The organism is Mesorhizobium sp. P160219, from assembly GCF_057786095.1.
Genome location: NZ_JBYNWG010000001.1, coordinates 6498410 through 6520853, shown reverse-complemented (window position 1 = coordinate 6520853; position 22444 = coordinate 6498410). Strand labels below are relative to the sequence as shown.

Here is a 22444-nt window from a genome sequence, read left to right as displayed (position 1 = left end):
CAAGCCTCCTTGGCGCGAGGACGCCGCTCAAGGCCATCCCGCATGAGAGCCATCGGTAAAGATCAGTCTTTCACCGATATATTTATTTTCCGTACCAGCCGTTCGGTATCCGGCCGATCGAGATCGATCGACAAAAGGCCGTTCTTCAGTTCCGCTGCGATCACCCGCATGCCGTCGGCCAGCACGAAACAGCGCTGGAACTGGCGCGCGGCGATGCCGCGGTGGAGGAATTCGCGCTCGGTGTCGTCGGTTTGACGGCCGCGCACGACCAGCTGGTTTTCCTCCGTGGTGACATCGAGATCGCTTTCGGCGAAACCCGCGACAGCCAGCGTAATGCGCAGCCTTTCGGCCTTGCCGTCGGCACCGCTGAGGCGCTCGATGTTGTAGGGAGGATAGCTGTCACCGGATTTCGCCAGTCGTTCCAGGGTCTTTTCCATGGCATCGAAACCAAGGAGAAGCGGGCTGGAGAAGGGCGTCATTCGGCTCATGTTACACTGTCCTCTTTGGAGCGACATAAACTGGAAAAACCCGGATGGCATTTTTCCCGATGGTCTTGATATGGTCCGCGCCGCGGCCAAGTTCAAGCCGCCGAACACCCCCGCCAAAAAGACTCCCCCGCATAAGGAAATGAAATGCCCCAGACCCGCAAGATCATCATCGACACGGATCCCGGCCAGGACGATGCCGTCGCCATATTGCTGGCGCTCGGCAGCGCCGAGCTGGAGATCGTCGGCATCTCTGCTGTTGCCGGTAACGTGCCGCTGAAATTGACCGAAAAGAACGCCAGGAAAATCTGCGAACTGGCCGGACGGCCCGATATCAAGGTCTATGCAGGCGCCATCCGCCCGTTGGCGCGCGAACTGGTCACCGCCGAGGAAGTGCATGGCAAGACCGGCCTCAACGGCCCGCAACTGCCAGATCCGAAGATGAAGCTGCAGGGCCAGTATGCGGTCGACTTCATCGTCGAGACCCTGATGAAGGAAGAGGCCGGTACGATCACCCTGTGCGCGCTCGGCCCTCTCACCAATGTCGCGCTGGCGCTGATCCGTGAGCCGAAGATCGCGCCGCGCATCAAGGAAATCGTACTGATGGGCGGCGGTTTCTTCGAAGGCGGCAATGTCACGCCGACCGCAGAATTCAACATCTATGTCGATCCGCAAGCCGCCGACCTGGTGTTCAAATCCGGCATTCCGATCGTCATGATGCCGCTCGACGTCACCCACAAGGCGCTGACCACGGCCAAGCGCACGCAGGCCATCCGCCAGCTCGGCACCAGGGTCGGCACCGCGACGGCCGAGATGCTGGAGTTCTTCGAGCGCTTCGACGAGGAGAAATACGGCACCGATGGCGGCCCGCTGCACGACCCCTGCGTCATCGCCTATCTGTTGAAGCCGGAGCTGTTCAAGGGCCGCAACTGCAACGTCACCGTCGAAACCACCTCCGAACTCACCATGGGCATGACCGTGATCGACTGGTGGGGCGTGACCAAGCGGCCGAAGAACGCCATGGTGATGCGCGACATCGACCATGACGCCTTTTTCGCGCTGCTGGTGGAGCGGTTGGCTCGGCTTTAGCTCTGTCTTTCCTTTCTCCCCATTGTGGGTTCCGAAGGGACGGGGCGAGACAAGTGGCTCGCCCCCGGGCGGTGTCGCCGAAGGCGGCGGATGTGGGGTGTTCCAGGGAACGCCCACGTCTCACTCCGCTGGAACACCCCTCATCCGTCTCGGCGCTATCGCGCCGATCCACCTTCTCCCACAGGGGAGAAGGAAGGCGCCGCCGCCGTTCACTTTGCAAATCGATAGAAGACCATTCCATTCTCGCGCGTGACGCGCTCCAATCTTGCCGGCGCGCCGATCAGATGCGGGAGGTCGTCTTCGACCAGAATGGACGAACCGGTTTCGAGTGCAACCAGATAAAGCGTGCGGCCGTTGTCCGAATGGGTACTTTTGACCGTTGCGTCGATTGGCTCGACCGACCGGATGGAGCTCGCATCATTCGTCCATTTGTAGAGAGCCGAAGGAACCATCACCGCAAACAGGACGACGATCAGGACCACGCCGGGCGCGTCCCTTTTTATGCCAGCGTAAGTCCATGACATCGACGTGAATCCCCCACGCCGATTCATGTGGTGGCGTGAAGACTGACTTTCAATCAGCCTTCACGTACCGGCTCCGTTGGGAACGACCGTTGGCGGTCGTCACTTCGCCTTGGAAAACGCCAGCCACAGGCCGCCGCCGACCAGAAAGCTGCCGCTGATCCTGGACATCAGCTTGATGCGGCTGGCCGAGAGCAGGCGGCCGGCGCGGCTGGCGGCGAGAGCATAGGTGGAATCCGAGACGGCGGCGAAGATCATGGCGGTGAGGCCCATGACGACGATCTGCAGGGTGTAATTGCCCTGCGGGGCGATGAATTGCGGGAAGAAGGCGCCGAAGAACACCAGGGTCTTGGGGTTGCTGAGCGCCACCAGCAGACCCTGCAGGAAGAAGCCGCCACGCGGCTTTCTCGCCGTGCCGTCGGCGTTCAGCGTGCCCTTGGCGCGGAACATCTGCACGCCCATCCAGATCAGATAGGCGGCGCCGATCAGGCGTACCCATTCGAACCAGTGGCCCATGCCCGATATCAGCGTGTTGAGGCCGATGCCGACAATGGCGATCATCACGGCGAGCCCAGCCTGCGTGCCGGCGACATTGGCAAGGCCGGCGCGGTAGCCATGGCGGATGCTGTTGGCGATGATCAGCGTCACCGTCGGACCGGGCACCAGGATGATGACGATGCAGGCAAGGACATAGGCGGCGTAGAGTTCCAGCGACATGGGGATTTCCTCGAGGATGCGCTTAGGCGGCTGGCTGCAATCAATGCATGGCGGCGGGGCTGGTGCAAGCCGTCGCAGACCGTGCCGCCCCTCGCGTCAGGACGCCCCCGCCTGCCAAGGCAAGGTCGCCTCATAGGCCGCGCCGGCCCTGAGCACGGCGAGGTCGCCGCGCGGGCGTCCGATCAGCTGCATGCCCATGGGACGGCCTTTGTCGTCGAAGCCGACCGGCACGTTGAGCGCAGGACAGCCGCCGAGCGTGGCGAAGGCCGAAACCTGCATCCAGCGATGGTAGCTGTCCATCGTCCGCCCGGCGACCTCACTTGGCCAATGCGTGTCGACGTCGAAAGGAAACACCTGCGCAGTCGGCAGCGCGATGAGATCGAAGTGCTCGAACAGCGACAGCAGCGTCCGGTGCCAGGCGGTGCGGATGACCGAGGCCGCGCGGATTTGCGGCGCCGTCAGCCGCATGGCGTTCTCCACCTCCCAGACGGCTTCCGGCTTCAGCAGGGCGCGCTTGTGCGGGTCGTCATAATGGACTTTCAGCGCCGAGCCGCTGCTCGCCTGGCGCAGCGTCACGAAGGCTTGCCACAGTGCCTCGAAATCGAAATCCGGCAGCAAGGGCTCGGTCAGGAAGGATGCCTCCGCGAAGCGGCCGAGTGCGGCCTCGCACAGATCGAGGATGCCAGGCTCTACCGGCAGGTGACCGCCGAGATCACCGAGCCAGCCGACGCGGCCGCCGCTTGCCGGCGTTGCCAGCCCTCCGAGGAATGAACCAGGCTTTTCCCAGGACAAGGGCGCATGCGGATGGTAGCCCGCCTGCACGTCGAGCAGCAGCGCCATGTCGCTGATGCTGCGGCCCATCGGCCCGTCTATGCCCATCTGAGCATGAAAGACTTCCAGGTCCGGCCCTCCGGGGACAAGGCCCTGCGACGGGCGGAAGCCATAGACATTGTTCCACGCCGCCGGATTGCGCAGCGAGCCGCCGAAATCGCTGCCGTCGGCGACCGGAACCATGTCGAGTGCAAGGGCGACCGCAGCGCCGCCGCTCGACCCGCCTGCGGTGAGCGCCGGATCGAAGGCGTTCAGCGTCGGGCCGAACACGTTGTTATAGGTGTTGGATCCCAGCCCGAATTCGGGAACATTGGTCTTGCCGATGATGATGGCGCCGGCCTTGCGGATGCGCTCGACGAAGAAATCATCCTCCTGCGGCACGAAATCGGCGAAGATCGGCGAGCCGAAACTGGTCCTCAAGCCTCGAGTCATGGCGAGGTCCTTTATCGCCACCGGCAGGCCAAACAGCGAGCCGGCCGGCCCGCCTTGCGCCAGATCGGCGTCCGCCGCGTCGGCCTCGCGCAGGATGTCGGAGCGCTCGCGCAACGAGACGATGGCGTTGACCAGCGGGTTTACCGCGTCGATGCGGTCGAGGAATGCGGCGACCAACTCGCGCACGGACAGGCGGCGCAGCCGGATCGCCTCGGCCAGGTCGACAGCGGACATCTGGCAGATGTCGCCGGCGGGGGGCACGGCGTGCTTCGTTGCGGGGCGCAGGGCTGTCATCCGGCGTTGTTGCGCAGGGCGGTGTCGACATCCGCCGCTAGCGGGATGGCCGGCTGGGCGCCGGGCTTCAGGCAGGCGAGCGAGCCGGCGGCTGCGGCGCGAGTGAGAGCCTGCTCCAGCGGCAGGTTGGACGCCAGCCCGGCAGCGAGATAACCGCAAAAAGTATCGCCGGCCCCGACCGTGTCGACCGGCGTGATTTTCAGCGCCGGCACGGTCAGGAAATCCTCCGGGGTCGCCGCCAGCACGCCGTCGCCGCCGAGCGTGACGACGATGGTGCGGCCGGTTTTGCCGGCGAAGTCGCGCATGCGCGCCGGGCGGTCGCGGCCTTTCAGCGACAGCGCCTCGCCGTAAAGGTCGAATTCGGTTTCGTTGGCGACGGCGTAGTCGGCCTTGCCGAGCAACGCTGCCGCCTCGCTACGGAACGGCGCGGTGTTGAGCACGGTGACCGCGGCGGCGGCGCGTGCGGCGTCGAGCGCTGCATCGACAGTCTGCAACGGGATCTCGTGCTGCAGCAGGACGACGTCGCCCTTCGCAAGGAAAGCCTTGGCGAGATCGCCGGGCAGCACCGAATCATTGGCGCCCGGCACCACGGCGATGACATTCTCGCCATCGGCGCCGACGAGGATCAGCGCCGTGCCGGTGGAGGCGAAGCTCTGGCCGACGCCGGAGAGATCGACCTTGCCGGCCACGAGCAAAGCGAGGGCTTCGGTTGCGAAATTGTCCTTGCCGACGGCGCCGACCATGCGCACCTTGGCGCCGGCGCGCGCCGCAGCCAGCGCCTGGTTGGCGCCCTTGCCGCCGGGCGCGGTGGTGAAGCCGGAGCCGCGGACCGTCTCGCCCGGCGAAGGCAGGCGGTCGACATTGGCGATAAGGTCGAGGTTGATCGAGCCGACAACGATGATCAAGAAAGCCTCCTGCGGAATGCGCGGGAAGCTAACCTGTAAGCCGGCGGCTTGCCAGAGCGTGCGGATGTTTTGCGCCGGGAGCTCGCAAAAAGAAAAACACCGGCGAAGGGATTTCGCCGGTGTTGTTTGATGCGGGCAGCTTCAGGACGCGGTCTGGCCCGCTTCCCAACCGAGGATGGCGCGTTTGCGGGTCAGGCCCCAGTGGTAGCCGGTGAGTGCGCCGGACTTGCCCAGCGCCCGATGGCAAGGGACGACGAATGACAATGGGTTGGCACCGACCGCCGCCCCCACCGCCCGGCTGGCGTTTGGCGCGCCGATCCTGGAGGCGATCGAGGAATAAGTGCAGGCCTTGCCCATCGGGATCCTGAGCAGCGCGTCCCAGACGCGCAGCTGGAAGTCGGAGCCGATCATCACCACGCGCAGCGGCTGGTCGGCGCGCCACAATGTCGGATCAAAGATGCGCGCCGCATAGGGCTGGGTGGCGCTCATGTCCTCGACATAGGTGGCGTTCGGCCAGCGGCCCGACATGTCGGCGAAAGCCGCCCGCTCGCCGCCCGGATCGTTGAAGGCGAGCCCCGCAAGGCCACGGTCGGTGACCATGATCAGGGCGATGCCGAAGGGCGAGATGTGGTAGCCGTAGCGGATGGTCAGGCCAGCGCCGCGCGTCTTGTAGTCGCCCGGCGACATCGCTTCATGGGTGACGAACAAATCGTGCAGCCGGCCGGGGCCGGACATGCCGAGTTCGAACGATGTTTCGAGGAGCGGCATGCCGGAATCGAGCAGTTTGCGGGCATGGTCGAGGGTGACCGCCTGCAGGAAGGCTTTTGGCGACAGGCCGGCCCAGCGGGTGAACAGTTTTTGCAGGCCCGTGGGTGTCTCGCCGACATCGGCTGCCAGGGCTTCCAGCGAGGGCTGGTCGCGATAGTCGAGGCTGATCTTCTCGATGGCGCGGCGCACGACCTCGTAGTCGCTGCCCTCGGGGGTGATGTCGTGCTGCAGGATCGCTGTCGGTTTCATCTGCGTATTCATGGTCATCTGGGCGTTCATGGCAATATCTCCTTGACCGCGAATATCGGTCTTTCCGCCCCTTGCAACCACCCGAAACTTGCCTTGTTGCCGCCTGTTCCCAGATAAATACTGGATTGCGCCCCGGGAGATGCCAATGGCCGGCGAAAGGGTGAATCTGAGCGGAGCAAGGGAGACCTTGCTGATGACGCTTTATGGCAAGGCACTGGAAAGCCGGCTGCCGCATTCGCTGCTCGGGGATCGCTTCGCCGACGAGGCCGTGCGCAAGATCGACTATGATTTCTCGCGCCTCAAGGTCGACACCAATCTCGGCATCGGCCTGGCGATCCGGGCCAAGACGTATGATGTCCGCGTTCAGGACTTCATCGCCAGAAATCCCGGCGTCATCGTGCTGCATCTCGGCTGCGGGCTCGATACGCGCATTTTCCGTGTCGATCCACCCGAAGGCGTGGAGTGGTTCGATGTCGATTTTCCGGATGTCATCGCGCTCCGGCGCAAGCTTTACCCGTCCCGGGACCATTACCACCTCGTCGGCTCTTCGGTAACCGACCCAGACTGGCTGGCAGAAGTGCCGCGCAATCGTCCGGCCGTCGTGGTGATGGAGGGGTTGACGCCTTATCTCCCGGTAGAGGAGGGGCCACGGCTGCTGTCACGCCTTGTCGCGCATCTTGCCGGCGGCGAGCTGATGTTCGACGCCTACAGCCACTTCGGCCTGAAGATGCTGCGCCTCAATCCGACCATCAGGGCGACGGGCGCCGAGGTTCACTGGGCGATCGACCCGCAGGTACTGGAGCGTGCCGTTCCGAAGCTGCGCTTTGTCGACGATATCTCGGCCTACAGCGCGGAACGCACAGCGCATATGAGCTGGTCCGCAAAACTGTTCATCGGGCTCTGGAGACACATTCCCGCATTGCGCAAGGTCGGCAGGATTTTACGCTACCGGTTCTGACGCGCCGGCTCTAACGCGTCCTGGCTTTTGTCAGAGCACGTGAAAATGCAGTGGCAAAACTCTCGCGGGAGTCAGGGTCCAGGAATGACCCGATCGGCACATTCTGTCCTTGTGCTTCCACCGTCATCCTGGTGATGCCGATCTCGGCATGGCGAGCGACGGAAAAGCGCGCCCAGAACGGGTTGAAGCGATGCGCTTCCGACTTTCCCGAGGGCGCCGTCTTGCGGATGTCGAGGCTGGTGCGCGACACCGACACTTCCTCGCGGGCACGGGCGGCACGATAGTTGGCGCGGAAGGCGATGTAGACGGCGATGACGTCGAGGCCGAAGAAGCCGAACACCGGCCAAGCGCCGCGCGACAGGAAAAACGCCCCGGTCACCACCCAGCCGAACAGCAGCGCGCCCATCAGCACGGCAAAGCCGGTGCGGCCCAGCGAGCGGTGCGGTGTCAGCAGCGCCTGGAAGAATGGCTCGTCGGCCTGAAACGAGGCGTTTGTGTCGCTCATCCCAGGATATTATAGGAGGGAAATGGCCAGCCCCAAGTCCAAAAATCTTTCCCTATCCAAAAGTGAACTGCCGCCCGGGCGGCGCGACGGCTCGAATGCCAAGCCGCGACCGCGGCCGGCGCGGCTCCGTTCGCTCTACAGCGCCGCCGAGGTGCATGAGATCTTCCGGCGGTTTTCGGTGCAGCGGCCCGAGCCGAAGGGCGAGCTCGAGCACGTCAACGCCTTCACGCTGCTGGTGGCCGTGGTGCTGTCGGCGCAGGCGACCGATGCCGGCGTCAACAAGGCGACGCGGGCGTTGTTCAAGGTCGCCGACACACCTGAAAAGATGCTGGCGCTGGGCGGAGCCAGGGTCGGCGAGTACATCCGCACCATCGGACTCTGGCGCAACAAGGCCAAGAATGTCGTGGCGCTCTCGGAGGCGCTGATACGCGATTACGGCGGCGAGGTGCCCAGCGAGCGCGATGAGTTGGTCAAGCTGCCGGGGGTCGGGCGCAAGACCGCCAATGTCGTGCTCAACATGGCGTTCGGCCAGCACACGATGGCGGTCGACACCCATATTTTCCGCATCGGCAACCGCCTCGGCCTGGCGCCAGGCAAGACGCCGGAGCAGGTCGAGCAAGGGCTGCTGCGGATCATTCCGGACGAGTATATGCGCCATGCGCATCACTGGCTGATCCTGCATGGCCGCTATGTCTGCAAGGCGCGCAAACCCGATTGCCCGGCCTGCGTCATCGCCGATCTCTGCAAGGCCGAAGTGAAGACGACCGATGTGCCGGCGCCGCTGGTGGAAATCGCGGCGCCCGGCGTCCCGACAACTAGCTTTCCTCCACGAACACCTCTTCGCGCTTCTTCTTGACCGACGGCAGGAAGACGACGACGAGCACGGCCAGTGCGACGAGCAGCAGGCCGGCGCTGATCGGCCGCGTCACGAAGGTCGAGGGGTCGCCGCGCGACAGGATCATGGCGCGGCGCAGGTTTTCCTCGAGCAGCGGGCCAAGCACGAAGCCGAGCAGCAGGGGTGCGGGTTCGCAGCGCAGCTTGGTCAGGATGTAGCCGAGCAGGCCGAAGAATGCGACCGCGTAGAGATCGAAGGCGTTGGTGTTGACGCTGTAAACGCCGATCGAGCAGAACGCCATGATGATCGGGAAGAGCACATAATAGGGGATCGTCAGCAGCTTCACCCACAGCCCGATCAGCGGCAGGTTCAGCACGATCAGCATCAGATTGCCGATCCACATCGAGGCGATGATGCCCCAGAACAGCGCCGGCTGCTCGATCGCGACATTGGGGCCGGGCACGATGCCCTGGATGATCATGGCGCCGATCATCAGCGCCATGACCGGATTGGCCGGAATGCCCAGCGTCAGCATCGGAATGAAGGAGGTCTGGGCGCCGGCATTGTTGGCCGATTCCGGGCCGGCGACGCCGGCGATGGCGCCCTTGCCGAACTCCTCCGGGTGTTTCGACACGCGCTTTTCGACCGTGTAGGAGGCAAAGGCCGCAAGCACCGCGCCGCCGCCGGGCAGGATGCCGAGCGCCGAACCGATGATCGTGCCGCGCACGATGGGCGCGGCCATCGCCTTGAAGTCGTCGCGGGTCGGCATCAGGCCGGAGACCTTTTTGATCATCACCGAGCGCTCGTGCTCGTTTTCGAGATTGCGCAGGATCTCGGCAACGCCGAAGACGCCGACCGCCACCGCGACGAAGTTCAGCCCGTCGGCATATTCGCGGATGCCGAGCGTGAAGCGCGGCGTGCCGGTGTAGATGTCGGTGCCGACAATGCCGAGCAGCAGGCCGAGCACGACCATCGCCAGCGCCTTGACGATCGAGCCGTGGGCGAGCGCGATGGACGAGACGAGGCCGACGATCATCAGCGAAAAATATTCGGCCGCGCCGAATTGCAGGGCTATTGCCGTCAGCGGCGGGGCAAAGACGGCGACGAGAAAGGTCGACACCGTGCCGGCGAAGAACGAGCCGATCGCGGCGATCGCCAGAGCCGCCCCGGCGCGACCGTTCCTGGCCATCTGGTAGCCGTCGATGGCGGTCACGGCCGAGGAGGATTCGCCGGGCATGTTGATGAGAATGGCGGTGGTCGAACCGCCATACTGGGCGCCGTAGTAGATGCCAGCCAGCATGATGAGGGACGAGACCGGGTCGCCGATCTGGAAGGTGATCGGCAGCAGCATGGCGATGGTTGCGGTGGCGCCGATGCCGGGCAGGACGCCGATCAGCGTGCCGAGCAGAACGCCGATGAGGCAAAAACCCAGATTGGCCGGCGTGGTGGCCGTCGAAAAGCCGAGTTCGAGGTTCCTGAGGAGGTCCATCTCAGCGCCTCACAATGCCAGCCATTGGGGCAACCAGGGGCCGAAGCGCTGGAATGGCAGCCCGAGCGCGTAGCTGAAGACCAGCACCGAAAACAGCGTCAGGCCGGCCGACAGCAGAAGTGCCGTCAGCGGCTTCATGCGGGCGCTGGCAAAAGAGGCGATCAGCGCCGTCAGGAAGATCGACGGGACGAAGCCGAGGCCGCGCACGGTCATGCCGAAAAAGATCGGCGCCGGCAGGATGAACAGCATGCCGCGCCACGCAATGGGGCCGATCGGTTCGCCCTCGACGCGCACCGCCTGGACGAGGATGATGGCGCCAAGCACGATCAGCACGATCGCCAGCACCAGCGGGAAATAGCCCGGTCCCATGCGGAAGGCGGTGCCGATTTCGAGGCCGAGCGATTGTATCGCGAAAAAGGCGCCGAAAAAGATGAACAGCGCGGCGCACAGGCCGTTTGTCCTGTCGATGGCGAAAGGTTTCATGGCGGTCCTCCCTGACCCTTGCGACGGCTGCCGTTGCAAATGTGAAACGGACGTCGAAGCGAAAACGGGGCGCCGGCAGCGCCCCGTTCAAGCCTCAGTCGGCGTATTGGCCGGCGGCTTCGATGATCGGCTTCCAGCGCGTGATCTCGCCTTCCAGCTTGGCCTTCAGCGCTGCCGGCGTCGCGTCGGACTCGGACGACGGCTTGGTGCCCAGTTCGGCAAAGCGGGCGATGACGTTGGGGTCCTTCAGCGCGACCTGGAGCGATTTCGACAGTCGGCCGGTGATCTCGGCCGGCGTGCCCTTCGGCGCATAGAGGCCGTGCCAGATGCTGACCTGCACCGCGGGCAGGCCGGCTTCGATGGTCGTCGGCACGTCCTTCAGCACGTCGAGGCGTTCCGGCGTGGTGACGGCATAGGCCTTGATCGTGCCGCCCTGGATCTGCTTGGTGGTGTTGGTGGTCTGGTCGCACATAATGTCGACCTGGCCGCCGAGAAGGTCGGTCATGGCCGGGCCGGTGCCCTTGTAGGGTACGGTGACCAGCGGCGTGCCGATGGCGCTCATGAATAGCATGCCGCACAGATGCGAGGCAGCGCCGATGCCGGCATTGGCTACAGTGATGGTGTCCTTGTTGGTCTTGGCGTATTCGACCAGCCCTTTCAGGTCGGCCGGCTCCAGGTCCTTGCGGGCGACGATCGCCATCGGCACCTCGGTGACGAGGCCGACATACTCGAAGGCGTTCAGCGTGTCATAGGCGAGTTTTCTGTAGAGGGTCGCGCTGGTCGCCATGCCGATGTGATGGAGGAGCAGCGTGTAGCCATCCGGGTCGGCGTTGGCGACGCGGCCGGCGCCCAGCGTGCCGCCGGCGCCGCCGACACTTTCGACGATGATCTGCTGGCCGAGATCCTTCGACATGGCTTCGGCGACGAGCCGCGTGACCGTGTCGGTCGGACCGCCGGCCGCAAACGGCACGACGACGGTGATGGTGCGCTCGGGATAGCTCTGTGCGCTGGCGGTGAACGAATAAAGCGTGACGGCCGCGGCGGCGGCCAGGGCGGCTACAATTTTCCTCATCGTAATTCTCCTCCCAGGATATCAATCTCCGATCGCTGTGCAGGTCAGGCAGCGAGGGTGCAACAAAGGCAAGCTAACAGATTGTCGCCTGACGCAAACTGCAAAATACAGTCGTGCGCAACCATGGCGATCAGTGGGGAGTATGCCCGGAGGACATGGGTTTGGTGTTGGCGTTGCTTCAATAACCGTAGCCGCGCGCCATCGCCGCCGCGAAGATCGGGATCAGCAGGAAGATGAAGGCTTCGGCGCGCACATAGGTCTTCACCGAGGCGAGTTCCGCAACCGGCACCTGAAAGCCGGGATTTGCACTGGCTTGCCGGTTCCAGGAGATGAAGCGGATGGTCGGGATGATCGACAGCAGGCCAACGATGCCGAATGCCGCCATCTTGGCCCAGAACACCCAGGTGTAGACGTAGAATTCCCAGCCCTTCAGGCCGTAGATGACGCGGCAGATGCCGATGATGATGATCAGCATGGCGATGATGCCATAATGGCGGTCGATGCCGGCAAGCCGCTTGAGCGTGGCGGCGGAGAGGTCGCTGCGGATCAGGACAAATTCGGCGCCGATGATGCCGGCCAGCGACAACACCAGCAGATGATGGAAAATGGCAAGCACGAGATCGGTGGTGTCCATGGCGTTCTCCTCCCATTGGCGGTATCGAGACCGGCCCTTGCCGGACCGGTTGCGAAAGGTAGCATCGTTCGGCAGAATTCCCAGAGGCGGACCTGGGTTGGACCATCGGCGTCGCCATCCTGACAGCTGGGGTTTTCTGAAATGACCGGACTGAAGCGCGCCCTGAACCCGATGCCGGACGACATCCGCATCGCCCTGACCGAAAAAGGACTGACAGCGGCCTACGAGGCGCGGCCGGACTACCAGAAGAACGACTATCTCGGCTGGGTCGCCCGCGCCAAACGCAGCGACACCAGGCAGAAGCGGCTCGACCAGATGCTGGACGAATTGCGGCGCGGTGGGCTCTACATGAAGATGGTCTGGCACGGCTGAAAGTAAGCCGACGCTGTTCGCTTCGACCGCCTGGTCGCGCCAGGCCGTTCGGAAGCTTCCCTGGCTGAATGATGATCCGGCTTGGCCCTTGTCCGGGCGCGCTGGTTTGCTAAGCGCTGACCGTCAACGGAGGCAGAGTTTCATGGGCAGTCCAAAAACAGCCGGCGTCCCGGTTCTCGAAACGGAACGGACCATCATGCGGGCGCACCGGATCGAAGATTTCGACGACTATGCCGTCATGTGGGCCGACCCCGTCACCACCCGTTTCATCGGCGGCAAGCCGCGGACGCGGGAGGAAAGCTGGATGCGGTTCCTGCGGCATGCCGGCCTGTGGTCGCTGCTCGGCTACGGCTTCTGGGCGGTCGAGGACAAGGCCAGCGGTCGCTTCATCGGCGAGGCCGGATTCCACGATCTGAAGCGCGACATCGAGCCGTCGCTCGAGGGCATTCCGGAAGCCGGCTGGGCGCTGGCGCCCCAAGCACATGGCAAGGGTCTTGCCAGCGAAGTCGTCAGAAGGGCCCTGGCCTGGGGCGACGAAACCTTTGCCGGCGCGAGAACCGTCTGCATCATCGATCCGGAAAACACCGGCTCGTTGAACGTTGCGGCAAAGTGCGGCTACACCAAGGTCCTGGAAACGACCTATCACGACGGGCTGACGATCCTGCTCGAACGGCGGGTGTGAGGCGCTTCATCGACGCAATTTCCACGTTCTGCCAGGGTTGGCTATTCTAATCTAGCTACGCAATTCCTGTGGGAAAACCGCTCACACTTTTCCTGGAATTGCCCTTTGGGGGAGCCGACCATGCGTGCGATCAATGCGATATTTCTGAAGCTTTTCTGGGCGGGGCTGCTGCTCCTGGCGGCCGTGCAACTGGCGGGATGCGACGGTACCGACCGCCGACATCGAGGGCGGTGCCGACAATCATCTGGCCAAGCGCTACGAGGGGTCGTTCATCGTCTCCTACGAAAAATTCGCCTATACCGATTTTACAGTGCCGCTGTCGCCGCTGAAGCCGAGCGCCGATCCGGATGCCCGTGACACGATGAACAACCGTGTGTTCGCGCCGGACAAGAAGGCTGAGGTCGAAGGCGCGCTGACCCGCATCGCCTATGTGCTGCCGGCCGAGCGCTCCCCGCTCGAAGTGCTGCGCAACTACCAGGATGTGATCGCGGCCGCCGGCGGCGAAGTCCTGTTCGAATGCAAGAAGGAAGAGTGCGGCGGCGCCGCCGACCGGTCGTCGAGCGGTGGGGGCGGCGACATGAGCCTGATGATGTATTTCTTCCATGAAAGCGACGTCAAGGACGCGGCCTTTTCCAATGGCGCCTGTGCGGTAACCACCGGTATCAACGACCAGCGCTTCTTCGCTGCCAAGGTGCCGCAGGATGGCGGCGACGCCTATGTCACGGTTCAGGCCTATTCGCTGATCGACGACCTCTACTGCAAGGAACTCAACGGCCGCACCATCGCCGTCGTTCAGGTGCTGGAGCCCAAGGCGCGCGACAAGAAGATGGTGGTGGTCGAAGCGGCCAAGATGGCGGATTCGCTGTCGGCCACCGGCTCCATCTCGCTCTACGGCATCTTCTTCGACACCGACAAGGCCGACATCAAGCCGGAATCGGAACCGACGCTGAAGGAGATCTCGACGCTTCTGACCAACGAGCCGGGCATGGCGGTGATCGTCGTCGGTCATACCGACAACCAGGGCGCCTTCGACTACAATATCGATCTGTCGTCGCGGCGGGCGCAGTCGGTAAAGACGGCGCTGGTCTCGAAATACGGCATCGATGGCGGCCGGCTGACCGCCGCCGGCGCCGGCATGATGGCGCCCGTCGCCAGCAATGACGACGAAACCGGCCGCGCCAAGAACCGCCGCGTGGTGCTGGTCAAGGCGAACTGAGGCCGATCACGGTTTCAGCGCCGGCTAGGCGCGCTGCCTGCTCCAGCATCGAGGCATCCTCGCCGAAGGCGCGGGTGGCGCGAGCGGCGGCCTCCAGCAGGTCCGGTGTCATGCGGCGCAGGAACGCCGTATCGACGCGTGTCGACGGGCCGGCGAGCGTCAAGGCGCCGAGCAGAACGCGGCCCGGTCCGAACACCGGCACCGAGACGCCCGCCGTCTCAGGGTCGCGGTCGCCGATCGACAGATAGTGGCAGGCCTTGCGGATGGTCTCGTATGGTTCGCCCGGCTGGCCTGAAAACGCTGCCAGCACGCGGCCGCCCGAGCCGGTGAGCAACGGCAGCAGGTCGCCTTCCCGGATGGTGTAGCGGATAGGATGCTTGGATTCGACGCGGTAGAGACAGGTGCGGGCGTCGCCCGAGCGGACATAGAACGCCACGCTTTCCCAACTGCGTTCGGCAAGATCACGCATGATCGGCAGCAGGATGTCGACCGCCACGACCGAGCGCTGGTAAAGCGCGCCAAGCCGAAAGGTGGCGGGTCCGATGCGGTAGCGGCCATCGTCGAGCCGCTCCAGCAACTGCCCGCGCAGCAATGAGTTCGCCAGCCTCAAAATGGTGCTTTTGTAGAGCCCGGTGCGCGCCGCGATCTCGGCCAGGCTGAGCGAGCGGTCGGCGGTCGCGAACGCGTCGAGAATGGCAATCGCGCGGTCGAGCGCGGCAACACCATCGGCCGGCAACGGCTGGGATCGCGCTTCGGTCATCTCACGAACAGTTTCATTCCAGTTTACCTGCTCGGACAAAGGCCGGCCGAAGCGATTGTGCCGCACATCCATGGTTCTGTCTAGTAGAACAGCGTTCCTGTTGACAGAACGCACCGAAATCGGCATGAATTTTTGCCGAGCGGGTCTGTTTTCAGGCTACGTTTCTGGCAGGCACCGGAGGAGGTGTCGTGATTTGGAGGAATCCCATGCTGAACAGACGCAGATTTTTGATGAGCACCGCGGCCGCAGGCGCTGCCGGATTCGTTGCAACGCATTTGACGCCCGCTTTCGCTCAGGATGCACCGCAGATCCAGATCTTCGTGCCGGCCGCGCCCGGCGGTGGCTGGGACCAGACGGGGCGCACCATCGACCAGGTGCTGCGCAGTGAAAAACTGATCTCCGGCTCGCAGATCACCAATGTCGGCGGCGCCGGCGGCACGGTCGGCCTGCCGCAGTTCATCAGCCAATGGAAGGGCAAGGGCAATTCGCTGATGGTGGCCGGCATGGTCATGGTCGGCGCCATCATCGCCAACAAATCAGCCAACAACCTCTCCGAAGTCACGCCCATCGCTCGCCTCACCGGCGAGTTCGAGGCGCTGGTGGTGCCGGCGGATTCGCCGTTCAAGACGGCCGGCGATTTCGTTGCGGCGCTCAAAGCGGATCCGACCAAGGTTCCGGTGGCCGGCGGCTCGGCCGGCGGCTCCGACCACATCCTGTTCGGGCTGATCGCCAAGACGGTCGGCGTTCCGGCAACCAACCTCTCCTATGTGCCTTTCGCCGGCGGTGGCGAGGCGCTGTCGGCGCTGCTCGGCAACCAGGTTGCGGCCGGCATTTCCGGCTTCGGCGAGTTCTCCGAGCAGGTCAAGGCGGGCGCGCTTCGGCTGTTGGCGATCTCCGCCGACAAGCGCCAGGACGGCATCGACGCACCGACGATGAAGGAAGCCGGCATCGACGTCGAACTGTTCAACTGGCGCGGCGTGTTCGCACCGCCAGGCGTCTCCGACGCCGACAAGACGGCGATGGTCACGATGATCGAGACCATGGCCAAGAGCGATGCCTGGGCAGCCGAATGCAAGAACCGCAACTGGACCCCCATCCTTCTGACCGGCGACGACTATGCGAAATTCCTCGTCGACGACACCGCCCGCATCACCGCGATCCTCAAGGATCTCGGCCTCGCCTGATGTCTTCAGGGGCGGCCACGGCCGCCCCTTCCGACATTAGCCTGCGGCATGGACATATCATGCGCTGGGAGTGAAACTGCGGATGCGGCCGGCGGGAGGATGCCGGCCATCTCGGGAGGACATCGATGAGCACCAGCGACCAGCAGCCGGCGCCCCCGCGCCTTGCCATGCCCGAATTGTTGATCGGCATCGGGCTTCTCGCCTGTGCCGCGGCCGTGGCGTGGCAGACCCTGGCGATCCCGGTTTCGCCGCTCTATTCCAAGGTCGGGCCGACCGTCTTCCCCTACATCACCATGACAGGCATGATCGTGCTTTCGCTGCTGCTCATCGTCGCCGCGCTGCGCGGCGGCTGGCAGCCGCAGGAGGAAAAGGAAACGCCGACCGACTGGAAGGCCATGGGCATCGTCGTTGCCGGCCTGGTCGCCAATCTGGTGCTGATCCAGCCGCTCGGCTTCACCGCCGCCTCGGTCATCATGTTCGTGCTCGTCTGTTATGGCTTCGGCAGCAAGCACACGCTGCGCGATGCGCTGACCGGCCTGATCCTGGCGCTTGCCGCCTATTTCGGCTTTGCCAGGGCGCTCGGCGTCAACATTGGCGCCGGCTTCATCGAAAACCAGCTGAACACGGTGATCGACGCGATCATCGCCACTGTGAGGGGCTGACGCCATGGAGACGCTCGGCCATCTCGCCCACGGATTTTCCGTCGCTTTCTCGCCGATGAACCTGCTGTGGTGCCTGGTCGGCACCACGCTCGGCACGGCCATCGGCGTGCTGCCCGGTCTCGGACCGGCGCTGACCATCGCGCTTTTGTTGCCGATCACCTACCAGGTGGCGCCGGAGGCGTCCTTCATCCTGTTTGCCGGCATCTATTACGGCGCCATGTATGGCGGCTCGACGACCTCGATCCTGCTCAACACGCCGGGCGAAAGCGCCACCATCGTCACCGCGCTGGAAGGCAACAGGATGGCCCGCTCGGGTCGCGGCGGCGCGGCACTGGCGACCTCGGCGATCGGCTCCTTCGTCGCCGGCACCATCGGCACGATGGGCGTCGCCTTCCTGGCCCCGGTGGTGGTGAAGTTCGCGCTGGCCTTCGGGCCGGCCGAATATTTCTCGCTGATGGTGCTTGCCTTCATCACGGTGTCGGCGGTGCTCGGCTCGTCATCGGTGCGCGGCCTCACCAGCCTGTTCCTCGGCTTCGTCATCGGCATGATCGGCGTCGACCTGCAGACGGGACAGCCGCGCTTCACCTTCGGCATGAACGAACTGCTCGATGGCGTCGATGTCATCATTGCCGCGGTCGGCCTGTTTGCCGTCGGCGAGACGCTCTACATGGCCTCGCGCCGCTATGCCGGCAAGGACGAGATCGTGCCGCTCAAGGGATCGCTCTACATGACCGCGGCCGAATGGGGGCGCTCGTGGAAGCCATGGCTGCGCGGCGCTTTCATCGGCTTCCCGATCGGCGCCATGCCTGCGGGCGGCGCCGAGATCCCGACCTTCCTGTCCTACGCCATCGAAAAGAAGCTGTCGAAGCACAAGGAGGAGTTCGGCACGGTCGGCGCCATCGAGGGCGTTGCCGGACCGGAAGCCGCCAACAATGCGTCTGCCGCCGGCGTGCTGGTGCCGATGCTCACCCTTGGCCTGCCGACCTCGGCGACCGCCGCAATCATGCTGTCGGCCTTCCAGAGCTACGGCATCAATCCGGGACCGCTGCTGTTGACGACGCAGGCCGATCTGGTCTGGGGCCTGATCGCCAGCCTGTTCATCGCCAACGTCATCCTGGTCGTCCTCAACCTGCCGCTGATCGGGCTGTGGGTACGGCTGTTGAAAATCCCGGCGCCGCAGCTCTATGCCGGCATCCTGGTGTTCGCGACCGTCGGCACCTACGGCATCTCGCAATCGCCGATCGACCTCGTCATCCTCTATCTCCTGGGGGCCGCCGGCTTCCTGATGCGGCGCTTCGATTTCCCGACAGCGCCGGTCATCATCGGCATGATCCTGGGGCCGCTCGCCGAAACGCAGTTCCGCCGGGCGATGACGATCTCGAACGGCGACTGGTCGGTGTTCTACACCCACAAGCTGTCGCTGGTGCTGCTGATCCTCGCCTTCATCGGCCTAGCCGGGCCGCATATCTGGGCCTTCATCGAGCACCGGCGCCGTCGCGGACCGGAGCATGTGCCGGGCGATGCCTGAGCAACCTGGAGCATCATGACCGATCTGCTTGCCGGCATCCGCATCCTCGACCTGACCAATGTGCTGGCGGGCCCTTATTGTGCCTATCAGCTGGCGCTGCTCGGCGCCGATGTCATCAAGGTCGAGACGCCGCAAGGCGGCGATCTGGCGCGCCAGCTCGGCGCCTCGCCGGCGCTCAACAAAGCCGGCATGGGCGCGTCGTTCCTGGCGCAGAATGCCGGCAAGCGATCGGTGGTGCTGGACCTCAAAAGCGAAGCCGACCGCGAACGCTTCCTCGATCTCGTCGCCTCGGCCGACGCGCTGGTCGAGAATTTTCGACCGGGCGTGATGGGGCGGCTGGGTCTCGGCTATGAGGTGCTGAAAGCGGTCCGCCCCGGTCTCGTCTATTGCGCCATATCCGGTTTCGGCCAGAGCGGGCCGATGCGCGACAATCCGGCCTACGACCAGATCATCCAGGGGCTGTCCGGTATCATGAGCATCACCGGCACGCCGGAGACAGCACCCTTGCGGGTCGGCTATCCCGTCGCCGACACGCTGGGCGGGCTGGTCGGGGCCTTCGCAATCGCCGCGGCGCTGGTCAAGCAGAAGACCTCGGGCGAGGGCGCGTTTCTCGATGTCTCGATGCTCGAATGCACGCTGTCGGCGCTGGGCTGGCCGGTGTCCAACTATTTGACCGCCGGTGTCGAGCCGCAGCCGATGGGCAATGAGAACATGACGGCTGCGCCCTCCGGCGCGTTTCGCACCGGCGACGGCCTGCTCAACATCGCCGCCAACAAGCAGGAGCAGTTCGTCACGCTTTGCCGGCTGATCGGCCAGCCGGAACTGGCCGACGATCCGCGCTTTGCCGAGCGCGAGACGCGCAAGCAGAACCGCGCCTCCTTGAAAGGGCTGATCGAGACAGCGCTTGCGAGCGCCTCGGCGGCTGCCTGGGAAGAAAAGTTCAACCGCGCCGGTGTTCCGGCGGGCCGGGTGCTGACGATCCCGCAGGTGCTTGGCGAGCGCCAGGTGGTCGAGCGCGACATGACCACGCGTTTCCAGGGCCTGCCCGGCATGGAGCAGCCGCTGACAGTGGTGCGCGGCGGCTTCATGGTCGATGGCGCGGCACCCTTGCCGGTCCTGCCGCCACCGGTGCTGGGTGAGCATATGGACGAGGTTTTTTCCACCCTGCCGCCGCGCGCCAGGAGAAGCGCGTGAGCGAGAGAAAAACCGGCCGCGAGCGCGGCGAGGAGTGGTGGCAGACCGGCATCATCGAGATGGGCCCCGGCATCATCCGGCTGCGCGGCTATGAAATCCAGGAGCTGATCGGCCGCGTCAGCTTTCCGGCCACGATCTGGCTGATGCTGCGTGGCGAATTGCCAAGCGAGGAGCAGGCGGCGCTGCTCGGCATTGCGCTGGGGGCGGCCGTCGACCACGGGCCGCAGGCGCCGTCGATCGCCATTGCCCGCATGGCCATCACCTGCGGAGTCGGCATCAACAGCGCCATGGCGTCCGCCGTCAACGTGCTGGGTGACGTGCATGGCGGCGCCGGCGAACAGGCGCTGTCCTTCTATGGCGACATTGCCGTGGCAATTGACCAGGGTGTTGCGCTGGACCAAGCCGTAGCCGCACGGCTCGACCGTTTCTTCGCCGAGGAGAAAGGCTATGTGCCGGGCTTTGGCCATCGCTTTCACCCGGTCGATCCGCGCGCGCCGCGCCTGATCGCAGTGACGCGCGAATTTGCCGCGCGCGGCGTCGTCAGCGGACGCTTTGCCGACATCGCCGAGGCCGTCGAGGCGGAGGTCGCGCGCCGCAAGGGGAAGAAAATACCGCTCAACATCGACGGCGCCACCGCCGTCATCTATGGCGAGCTCGGCTTTCCGCCGCCGTTGACGCGCGGCCTGTTCGTGCTCTCGCGCTCGGTCGGCATCCTGGCGCATGCATGGGAGCAGTCGCAGCAAAGCGAGCGCAACAAAGGTCCGCTGCCGCGCGAATGGCTGTGGGCCTATACGGGCACGCCGCTGCGGCCATTTCCAGGGGACCAGGGTCCCGCTGAAGGGGACGAGGGCAAGTGAGGTTGGTCAGGCCGGGTCCGGCACTGCCGGCTGAGGCGGCGCCAGGTTGGCCATCAGCGTCGAGAGATCCGGCTCATCGATGAGCAACGCCGCGTCCTGCGGCTTGAGCCATGCCCGCTGGCGGCTCTTGGCCTCCTGCCAGTTGGCCAGTTCCTCGGACACCTCCAACAGATAGACGACGACGTCGACGCGCACGAAATTGTGCTCCAGCCGTTTCCAATAGGAATAGCTGCCGGCCGGCGCCTTGCGGGTCTTGCCGAGCACGCCGGCTTCTTCGCGCGCCTCGATGGTGGCGGCCTTGCGCCCGCTCTTGCCTTTCATGGGCCAGCCCTTGGGCACGATGAACCGCTTCGTCGCTCGCGACGTCACCAGCATCACTTCGAAATTGCCTGAAACGTCCAGGCGAAAGGGAATGGCGGCAACCTGGCGAATGCGTTCGCCTCGCCTTGCCTTGCGTACCGCCTTTTTCTTGGTCGTCGCCATGTGCTGAAAATCCGGTCGGCGGGCGCACCGCCGCACGCCGCCTGCAAACCCCTGATATGCCCGCGAGGCAATGAGGCATTTTTAGTAAATAAGTCGACTAAGTAAATCGCAAGCGACCGATATCAACGGCAAACACGCACAATCTGGTTGTTGACGATCTGAATCGGACAAGCTTGCCGGACGACGGGCACTTCGGGGCGCGGCTGCGGCACGATCCGACGGTCCTGCTCGCGATATTGCTGCTGCTGTTGCTGGAACTGCTGCCGCTGCAGGCTGTTGCGCAATTGCTGCAGCTGGTTCTGCTGGATCAGCCGGTTGGCGCTGGGATTGACGGACTGAGCCGCAGCAAATTGCATGATGCCGGCGAGCGTTGCCGCCGCCAGCATTGCCGACATGAGAACTGTCGATAGGCGAAGCGTCGACATCAGTTCATTCCCGTACAGATATAACCTCCTCTCTATATAGGGCGTTCGTCTCGATCTGCCATGGGCCGGTCTGCCATTGGCGGATCTGCCACGGGTTGGCGAAATCCCTGAGGATGCGGCCTGCCGCACTTGACAGAAAAGATCGATTGACCGCTCTATCGGGCGCGGATCTCGGGCTCAATCGCGGCTGACTCGAGGCACAATCGGGAGCATATTGATGAAAAGCAGGCAAGTATATTTCGCGGCGCTACTGGGCAGCATCTGTATTCTTGGCCCGGTGGCAGTCGCGGCGCAAACCAAGACCGACAAGGCGGCGCCTGCCGCCGCAGCGCCCGCCCCTGCTGCCGGCCCGACATTGCCTGGCGGCGCCTCGGCGCTGTCCGAGACACATGGCGACTGGACGGTCAATTGCCAGGTAACCGGCACGGCCAAGGTTTGCAGCCTGTCGCATCAGCAGTTCAACAAGCAGTCCAACCAGCGCCTGCTGGCGATCGAGCTGTCGAGCAAGAGCGGCGACGATGCCGCCGGAACGCTGGCGCTGCCGTTCGGCCTGGCGCTCGCCAAAGGCGTCAGCCTGACCATCGACGACCAGAAGCTGGAAGGCAGCCTGCCGTTCAACACCTGCCAGGCCGTCGGCTGCCTGGTGCCGGTGGCGTTCGATGCCAGCGTCACGCCGCTGCTCAAGGCAGCCACCACGCTGAAGATCGACGCCTTCGCGGCCGACACTGGTCAAGCGGTGAGTTTCACCATCCCGCTCAACGGCTTCGGCGGCGCACTGGCACGGACCGCGGAACTCTCGGCGGACTGAGCGGAA

General features: G+C 64.6%; 26 protein-coding genes. 12 read left to right on the top strand and 14 right to left on the bottom strand.

Annotated features, from left to right (window positions below; translation table 11 throughout):
• Positions 1 to 62 precede the first annotated feature (62 nt).
• Entirely contained in the window at positions 63 to 488 is a 426-nt protein-coding gene (locus AC3EMP_RS31580; RefSeq protein WP_023669741.1) for an Hsp20 family protein, read from the bottom strand.
• Positions 489 to 632: 144 nt separating this feature from the next.
• Here AC3EMP_RS31580 and AC3EMP_RS31575 point away from each other — a divergent pair, with 144 nt between their 5' ends.
• Positions 633 to 1574 carry a nucleoside hydrolase gene (locus AC3EMP_RS31575; protein ID WP_023698210.1) on the top strand — a complete coding sequence of 314 codons (942 nt, stop codon included), beginning with the start codon at positions 633 to 635 and terminating at the stop codon, positions 1572 to 1574.
• 209 nt (positions 1575 to 1783) lie between these two features.
• Here the strand turns inward: AC3EMP_RS31575 and AC3EMP_RS31570 are convergent, their stop codons facing one another.
• The 5 genes from AC3EMP_RS31570 to AC3EMP_RS31550 form a co-directional block, all read right to left on the bottom strand.
• Positions 1784 to 2056 carry a hypothetical protein gene (locus AC3EMP_RS31570; protein WP_245262509.1) on the bottom strand — a complete coding sequence of 91 codons (273 nt, stop codon included), beginning with the start codon at positions 2054 to 2056 and terminating at the stop codon, positions 1784 to 1786.
• A 141-nt stretch (positions 2057 to 2197) separates the two neighbouring features.
• Positions 2198 to 2812 (bottom strand): LysE family translocator, encoded by a 615-nt coding sequence (locus AC3EMP_RS31565; RefSeq protein ID WP_023686563.1) that lies wholly within the window; start codon positions 2810 to 2812, stop codon positions 2198 to 2200.
• Positions 2813 to 2908: 96 nt separating this feature from the next.
• A complete protein-coding gene (locus AC3EMP_RS31560) occupies positions 2909 to 4369 on the bottom strand; it encodes an amidase (protein ID WP_352711712.1) in 1461 nt (486 codons plus the stop codon).
• Positions 4366 to 5274, bottom strand: coding sequence for a ribokinase (locus AC3EMP_RS31555; protein WP_023714115.1), 909 nt, complete (start codon positions 5272 to 5274; stop codon positions 4366 to 4368). Before AC3EMP_RS31555 ends, AC3EMP_RS31560 begins: the two co-directional genes overlap by 4 nt.
• A gap of 141 nt (positions 5275 to 5415) precedes the next feature.
• Positions 5416 to 6321: a methylated-DNA--[protein]-cysteine S-methyltransferase gene (locus tag AC3EMP_RS31550; RefSeq protein ID WP_023669734.1), complete on the bottom strand. Its 906-nt coding sequence runs from the start codon at positions 6319 to 6321 to the stop codon at positions 5416 to 5418.
• Positions 6322 to 6436: 115 nt separating this feature from the next.
• Here AC3EMP_RS31550 and AC3EMP_RS31545 point away from each other — a divergent pair, with 115 nt between their 5' ends.
• Complete coding sequence (locus AC3EMP_RS31545) at positions 6437 to 7249, top strand: class I SAM-dependent methyltransferase (RefSeq protein WP_352711710.1); 813 nt, start codon at positions 6437 to 6439, stop codon at positions 7247 to 7249.
• Between the two features lie 10 nt (positions 7250 to 7259).
• Here the strand turns inward: AC3EMP_RS31545 and AC3EMP_RS31540 are convergent, their stop codons facing one another.
• Entirely contained in the window at positions 7260 to 7754 is a 495-nt protein-coding gene (locus AC3EMP_RS31540; RefSeq protein WP_023669732.1) for a DUF2244 domain-containing protein, read from the bottom strand.
• 22 nt (positions 7755 to 7776) lie between these two features.
• On the opposite strand from AC3EMP_RS31540, the gene nth reads away from it, so the two are divergent.
• The gene (gene nth / locus AC3EMP_RS31535; protein ID WP_023683078.1) at positions 7777 to 8610 is read left to right on the top strand and encodes an endonuclease III; all 834 of its coding nucleotides are present in this window, start codon (positions 7777 to 7779) and stop codon (positions 8608 to 8610) included.
• On the opposite strand, the gene AC3EMP_RS31530 is transcribed toward nth, so the two are convergent.
• The 4 genes from AC3EMP_RS31530 to AC3EMP_RS31515 form a co-directional block, all read right to left on the bottom strand.
• Positions 8570 to 10078, bottom strand: coding sequence for a tripartite tricarboxylate transporter permease (locus tag AC3EMP_RS31530; RefSeq protein WP_023683079.1), 1509 nt, complete (start codon positions 10076 to 10078; stop codon positions 8570 to 8572). The genes nth and AC3EMP_RS31530 overlap by 41 nt on opposite strands.
• A 9-nt stretch (positions 10079 to 10087) precedes the next feature.
• Positions 10088 to 10561 carry a tripartite tricarboxylate transporter TctB family protein gene (locus tag AC3EMP_RS31525; RefSeq protein ID WP_023686558.1) on the bottom strand — a complete coding sequence of 158 codons (474 nt, stop codon included), beginning with the start codon at positions 10559 to 10561 and terminating at the stop codon, positions 10088 to 10090.
• A 94-nt stretch (positions 10562 to 10655) separates the two neighbouring features.
• Positions 10656 to 11633: a tripartite tricarboxylate transporter substrate-binding protein gene (locus tag AC3EMP_RS31520; protein ID WP_352711708.1), complete on the bottom strand. Its 978-nt coding sequence runs from the start codon at positions 11631 to 11633 to the stop codon at positions 10656 to 10658.
• A gap of 178 nt (positions 11634 to 11811) precedes the next feature.
• Positions 11812 to 12267 carry a DUF2214 family protein gene (locus AC3EMP_RS31515; protein WP_352711706.1) on the bottom strand — a complete coding sequence of 152 codons (456 nt, stop codon included), beginning with the start codon at positions 12265 to 12267 and terminating at the stop codon, positions 11812 to 11814.
• A gap of 141 nt (positions 12268 to 12408) precedes the next feature.
• Here AC3EMP_RS31515 and AC3EMP_RS31510 point away from each other — a divergent pair, with 141 nt between their 5' ends.
• The 3 genes from AC3EMP_RS31510 to AC3EMP_RS31500 all read left to right on the top strand — a co-directional run bounded on the left by AC3EMP_RS31510 (position 12409) and on the right by AC3EMP_RS31500 (position 14537).
• A complete protein-coding gene (locus AC3EMP_RS31510; RefSeq protein WP_023683083.1) occupies positions 12409 to 12639 on the top strand; it encodes a YdeI/OmpD-associated family protein in 231 nt (76 codons plus the stop codon).
• A gap of 142 nt (positions 12640 to 12781) precedes the next feature.
• A complete protein-coding gene (locus AC3EMP_RS31505; RefSeq protein ID WP_023686555.1) occupies positions 12782 to 13321 on the top strand; it encodes a GNAT family N-acetyltransferase in 540 nt (179 codons plus the stop codon).
• A 310-nt stretch (positions 13322 to 13631) separates the two neighbouring features.
• Positions 13632 to 14537 (top strand): OmpA family protein, encoded by a 906-nt coding sequence (locus tag AC3EMP_RS31500; RefSeq protein ID WP_352711704.1) that lies wholly within the window; start codon positions 13632 to 13634, stop codon positions 14535 to 14537.
• Here the strand turns inward: AC3EMP_RS31500 and AC3EMP_RS31495 are convergent.
• A complete protein-coding gene (locus tag AC3EMP_RS31495) occupies positions 14524 to 15297 on the bottom strand; it encodes an IclR family transcriptional regulator (RefSeq protein WP_023683085.1) in 774 nt (257 codons plus the stop codon). The two genes, AC3EMP_RS31500 and AC3EMP_RS31495, sit on opposite strands and share 14 nt — an antisense overlap.
• Before the next feature lie 206 nt (positions 15298 to 15503).
• On the opposite strand from AC3EMP_RS31495, the gene AC3EMP_RS31490 reads away from it, so the two are divergent.
• The 5 genes from AC3EMP_RS31490 to AC3EMP_RS31470 all read left to right on the top strand — a co-directional run bounded on the left by AC3EMP_RS31490 (position 15504) and on the right by AC3EMP_RS31470 (position 20722).
• Entirely contained in the window at positions 15504 to 16481 is a 978-nt protein-coding gene (locus AC3EMP_RS31490; protein WP_023820582.1) for a Bug family tripartite tricarboxylate transporter substrate binding protein, read from the top strand.
• 125 nt (positions 16482 to 16606) lie between these two features.
• Positions 16607 to 17143: a tripartite tricarboxylate transporter TctB family protein gene (locus AC3EMP_RS31485; RefSeq protein WP_023700086.1), complete on the top strand. Its 537-nt coding sequence runs from the start codon at positions 16607 to 16609 to the stop codon at positions 17141 to 17143.
• A gap of 4 nt (positions 17144 to 17147) precedes the next feature.
• A complete protein-coding gene (locus AC3EMP_RS31480) occupies positions 17148 to 18671 on the top strand; it encodes a tripartite tricarboxylate transporter permease (protein WP_023733580.1) in 1524 nt (507 codons plus the stop codon).
• Between the two features lie 15 nt (positions 18672 to 18686).
• A complete protein-coding gene (locus tag AC3EMP_RS31475) occupies positions 18687 to 19865 on the top strand; it encodes a CaiB/BaiF CoA transferase family protein (protein ID WP_031195530.1) in 1179 nt (392 codons plus the stop codon).
• Positions 19862 to 20722, top strand: a complete 861-nt coding sequence (locus AC3EMP_RS31470; RefSeq protein WP_031210406.1) for a citryl-CoA lyase — start codon at positions 19862 to 19864, stop codon at positions 20720 to 20722. Before AC3EMP_RS31475 ends, AC3EMP_RS31470 begins: the two co-directional genes overlap by 4 nt.
• A 6-nt stretch (positions 20723 to 20728) precedes the next feature.
• Here AC3EMP_RS31470 and AC3EMP_RS31465 read toward each other — a convergent pair whose 3' ends face one another.
• Together AC3EMP_RS31465 and AC3EMP_RS31460 are read right to left on the bottom strand one after the other, a co-directional pair.
• On the bottom strand, positions 20729 to 21205 hold the full coding sequence (locus AC3EMP_RS31465; protein ID WP_023669717.1) for an NUDIX hydrolase: 477 nt from the start codon (positions 21203 to 21205) through the stop codon (positions 20729 to 20731).
• A gap of 122 nt (positions 21206 to 21327) precedes the next feature.
• Positions 21328 to 21600: a hypothetical protein gene (locus AC3EMP_RS31460; RefSeq protein WP_155923979.1), complete on the bottom strand. Its 273-nt coding sequence runs from the start codon at positions 21598 to 21600 to the stop codon at positions 21328 to 21330.
• A 247-nt stretch (positions 21601 to 21847) separates the two neighbouring features.
• Between AC3EMP_RS31460 and AC3EMP_RS31455 the strand changes: the two genes are divergently transcribed.
• Positions 21848 to 22438, top strand: coding sequence for an invasion associated locus B family protein (locus AC3EMP_RS31455; protein ID WP_023691943.1), 591 nt, complete (start codon positions 21848 to 21850; stop codon positions 22436 to 22438).
• The last annotated feature ends 6 nt before the right edge of the window (positions 22439 to 22444 follow it).

Bases quoted from the DNA above. Each gene is read 5' to 3' on its own strand.
- AC3EMP_RS31580 (WP_023669741.1), bottom strand. From the start codon at position 488: ATGAGCCGAATGACGCCCTTCTCCAGCCCGCTTCTCCTTGGTTTCGAT.
- AC3EMP_RS31575 (WP_023698210.1), top strand. From the start codon at position 633: ATGCCCCAGACCCGCAAGATCATCATCGACACGGATCCCGGCCAGGAC.
- AC3EMP_RS31565 (WP_023686563.1), bottom strand. From the start codon at position 2,812: ATGTCGCTGGAACTCTACGCCGCCTATGTCCTTGCCTGCATCGTCATC.
- AC3EMP_RS31560 (WP_352711712.1), bottom strand. From the start codon at position 4,369: ATGACAGCCCTGCGCCCCGCAACGAAGCACGCCGTGCCCCCCGCCGGC.
- AC3EMP_RS31550 (WP_023669734.1), bottom strand. From the start codon at position 6,321: ATGAACGCCCAGATGACCATGAATACGCAGATGAAACCGACAGCGATC.
- AC3EMP_RS31545 (WP_352711710.1), top strand. From the start codon at position 6,437: ATGGCCGGCGAAAGGGTGAATCTGAGCGGAGCAAGGGAGACCTTGCTG.
- AC3EMP_RS31540 (WP_023669732.1), bottom strand. From the start codon at position 7,754: ATGAGCGACACAAACGCCTCGTTTCAGGCCGACGAGCCATTCTTCCAG.
- nth (WP_023683078.1), top strand. From the start codon at position 7,777: ATGGCCAGCCCCAAGTCCAAAAATCTTTCCCTATCCAAAAGTGAACTG.
- AC3EMP_RS31530 (WP_023683079.1), bottom strand. From the start codon at position 10,078: ATGGACCTCCTCAGGAACCTCGAACTCGGCTTTTCGACGGCCACCACG.
- AC3EMP_RS31525 (WP_023686558.1), bottom strand. From the start codon at position 10,561: ATGAAACCTTTCGCCATCGACAGGACAAACGGCCTGTGCGCCGCGCTG.
- AC3EMP_RS31520 (WP_352711708.1), bottom strand. From the start codon at position 11,633: ATGAGGAAAATTGTAGCCGCCCTGGCCGCCGCCGCGGCCGTCACGCTT.
- AC3EMP_RS31515 (WP_352711706.1), bottom strand. From the start codon at position 12,267: ATGGACACCACCGATCTCGTGCTTGCCATTTTCCATCATCTGCTGGTG.
- AC3EMP_RS31510 (WP_023683083.1), top strand. From the start codon at position 12,409: ATGACCGGACTGAAGCGCGCCCTGAACCCGATGCCGGACGACATCCGC.
- AC3EMP_RS31505 (WP_023686555.1), top strand. From the start codon at position 12,782: ATGGGCAGTCCAAAAACAGCCGGCGTCCCGGTTCTCGAAACGGAACGG.
- AC3EMP_RS31495 (WP_023683085.1), bottom strand. From the start codon at position 15,297: ATGACCGAAGCGCGATCCCAGCCGTTGCCGGCCGATGGTGTTGCCGCG.
- AC3EMP_RS31490 (WP_023820582.1), top strand. From the start codon at position 15,504: ATGCTGAACAGACGCAGATTTTTGATGAGCACCGCGGCCGCAGGCGCT.
- AC3EMP_RS31485 (WP_023700086.1), top strand. From the start codon at position 16,607: ATGAGCACCAGCGACCAGCAGCCGGCGCCCCCGCGCCTTGCCATGCCC.
- AC3EMP_RS31480 (WP_023733580.1), top strand. From the start codon at position 17,148: ATGGAGACGCTCGGCCATCTCGCCCACGGATTTTCCGTCGCTTTCTCG.
- AC3EMP_RS31475 (WP_031195530.1), top strand. From the start codon at position 18,687: ATGACCGATCTGCTTGCCGGCATCCGCATCCTCGACCTGACCAATGTG.
- AC3EMP_RS31465 (WP_023669717.1), bottom strand. From the start codon at position 21,205: ATGGCGACGACCAAGAAAAAGGCGGTACGCAAGGCAAGGCGAGGCGAA.
- AC3EMP_RS31460 (WP_155923979.1), bottom strand. From the start codon at position 21,600: ATGTCGGCAATGCTGGCGGCGGCAACGCTCGCCGGCATCATGCAATTT.
- AC3EMP_RS31455 (WP_023691943.1), top strand. From the start codon at position 21,848: ATGAAAAGCAGGCAAGTATATTTCGCGGCGCTACTGGGCAGCATCTGT.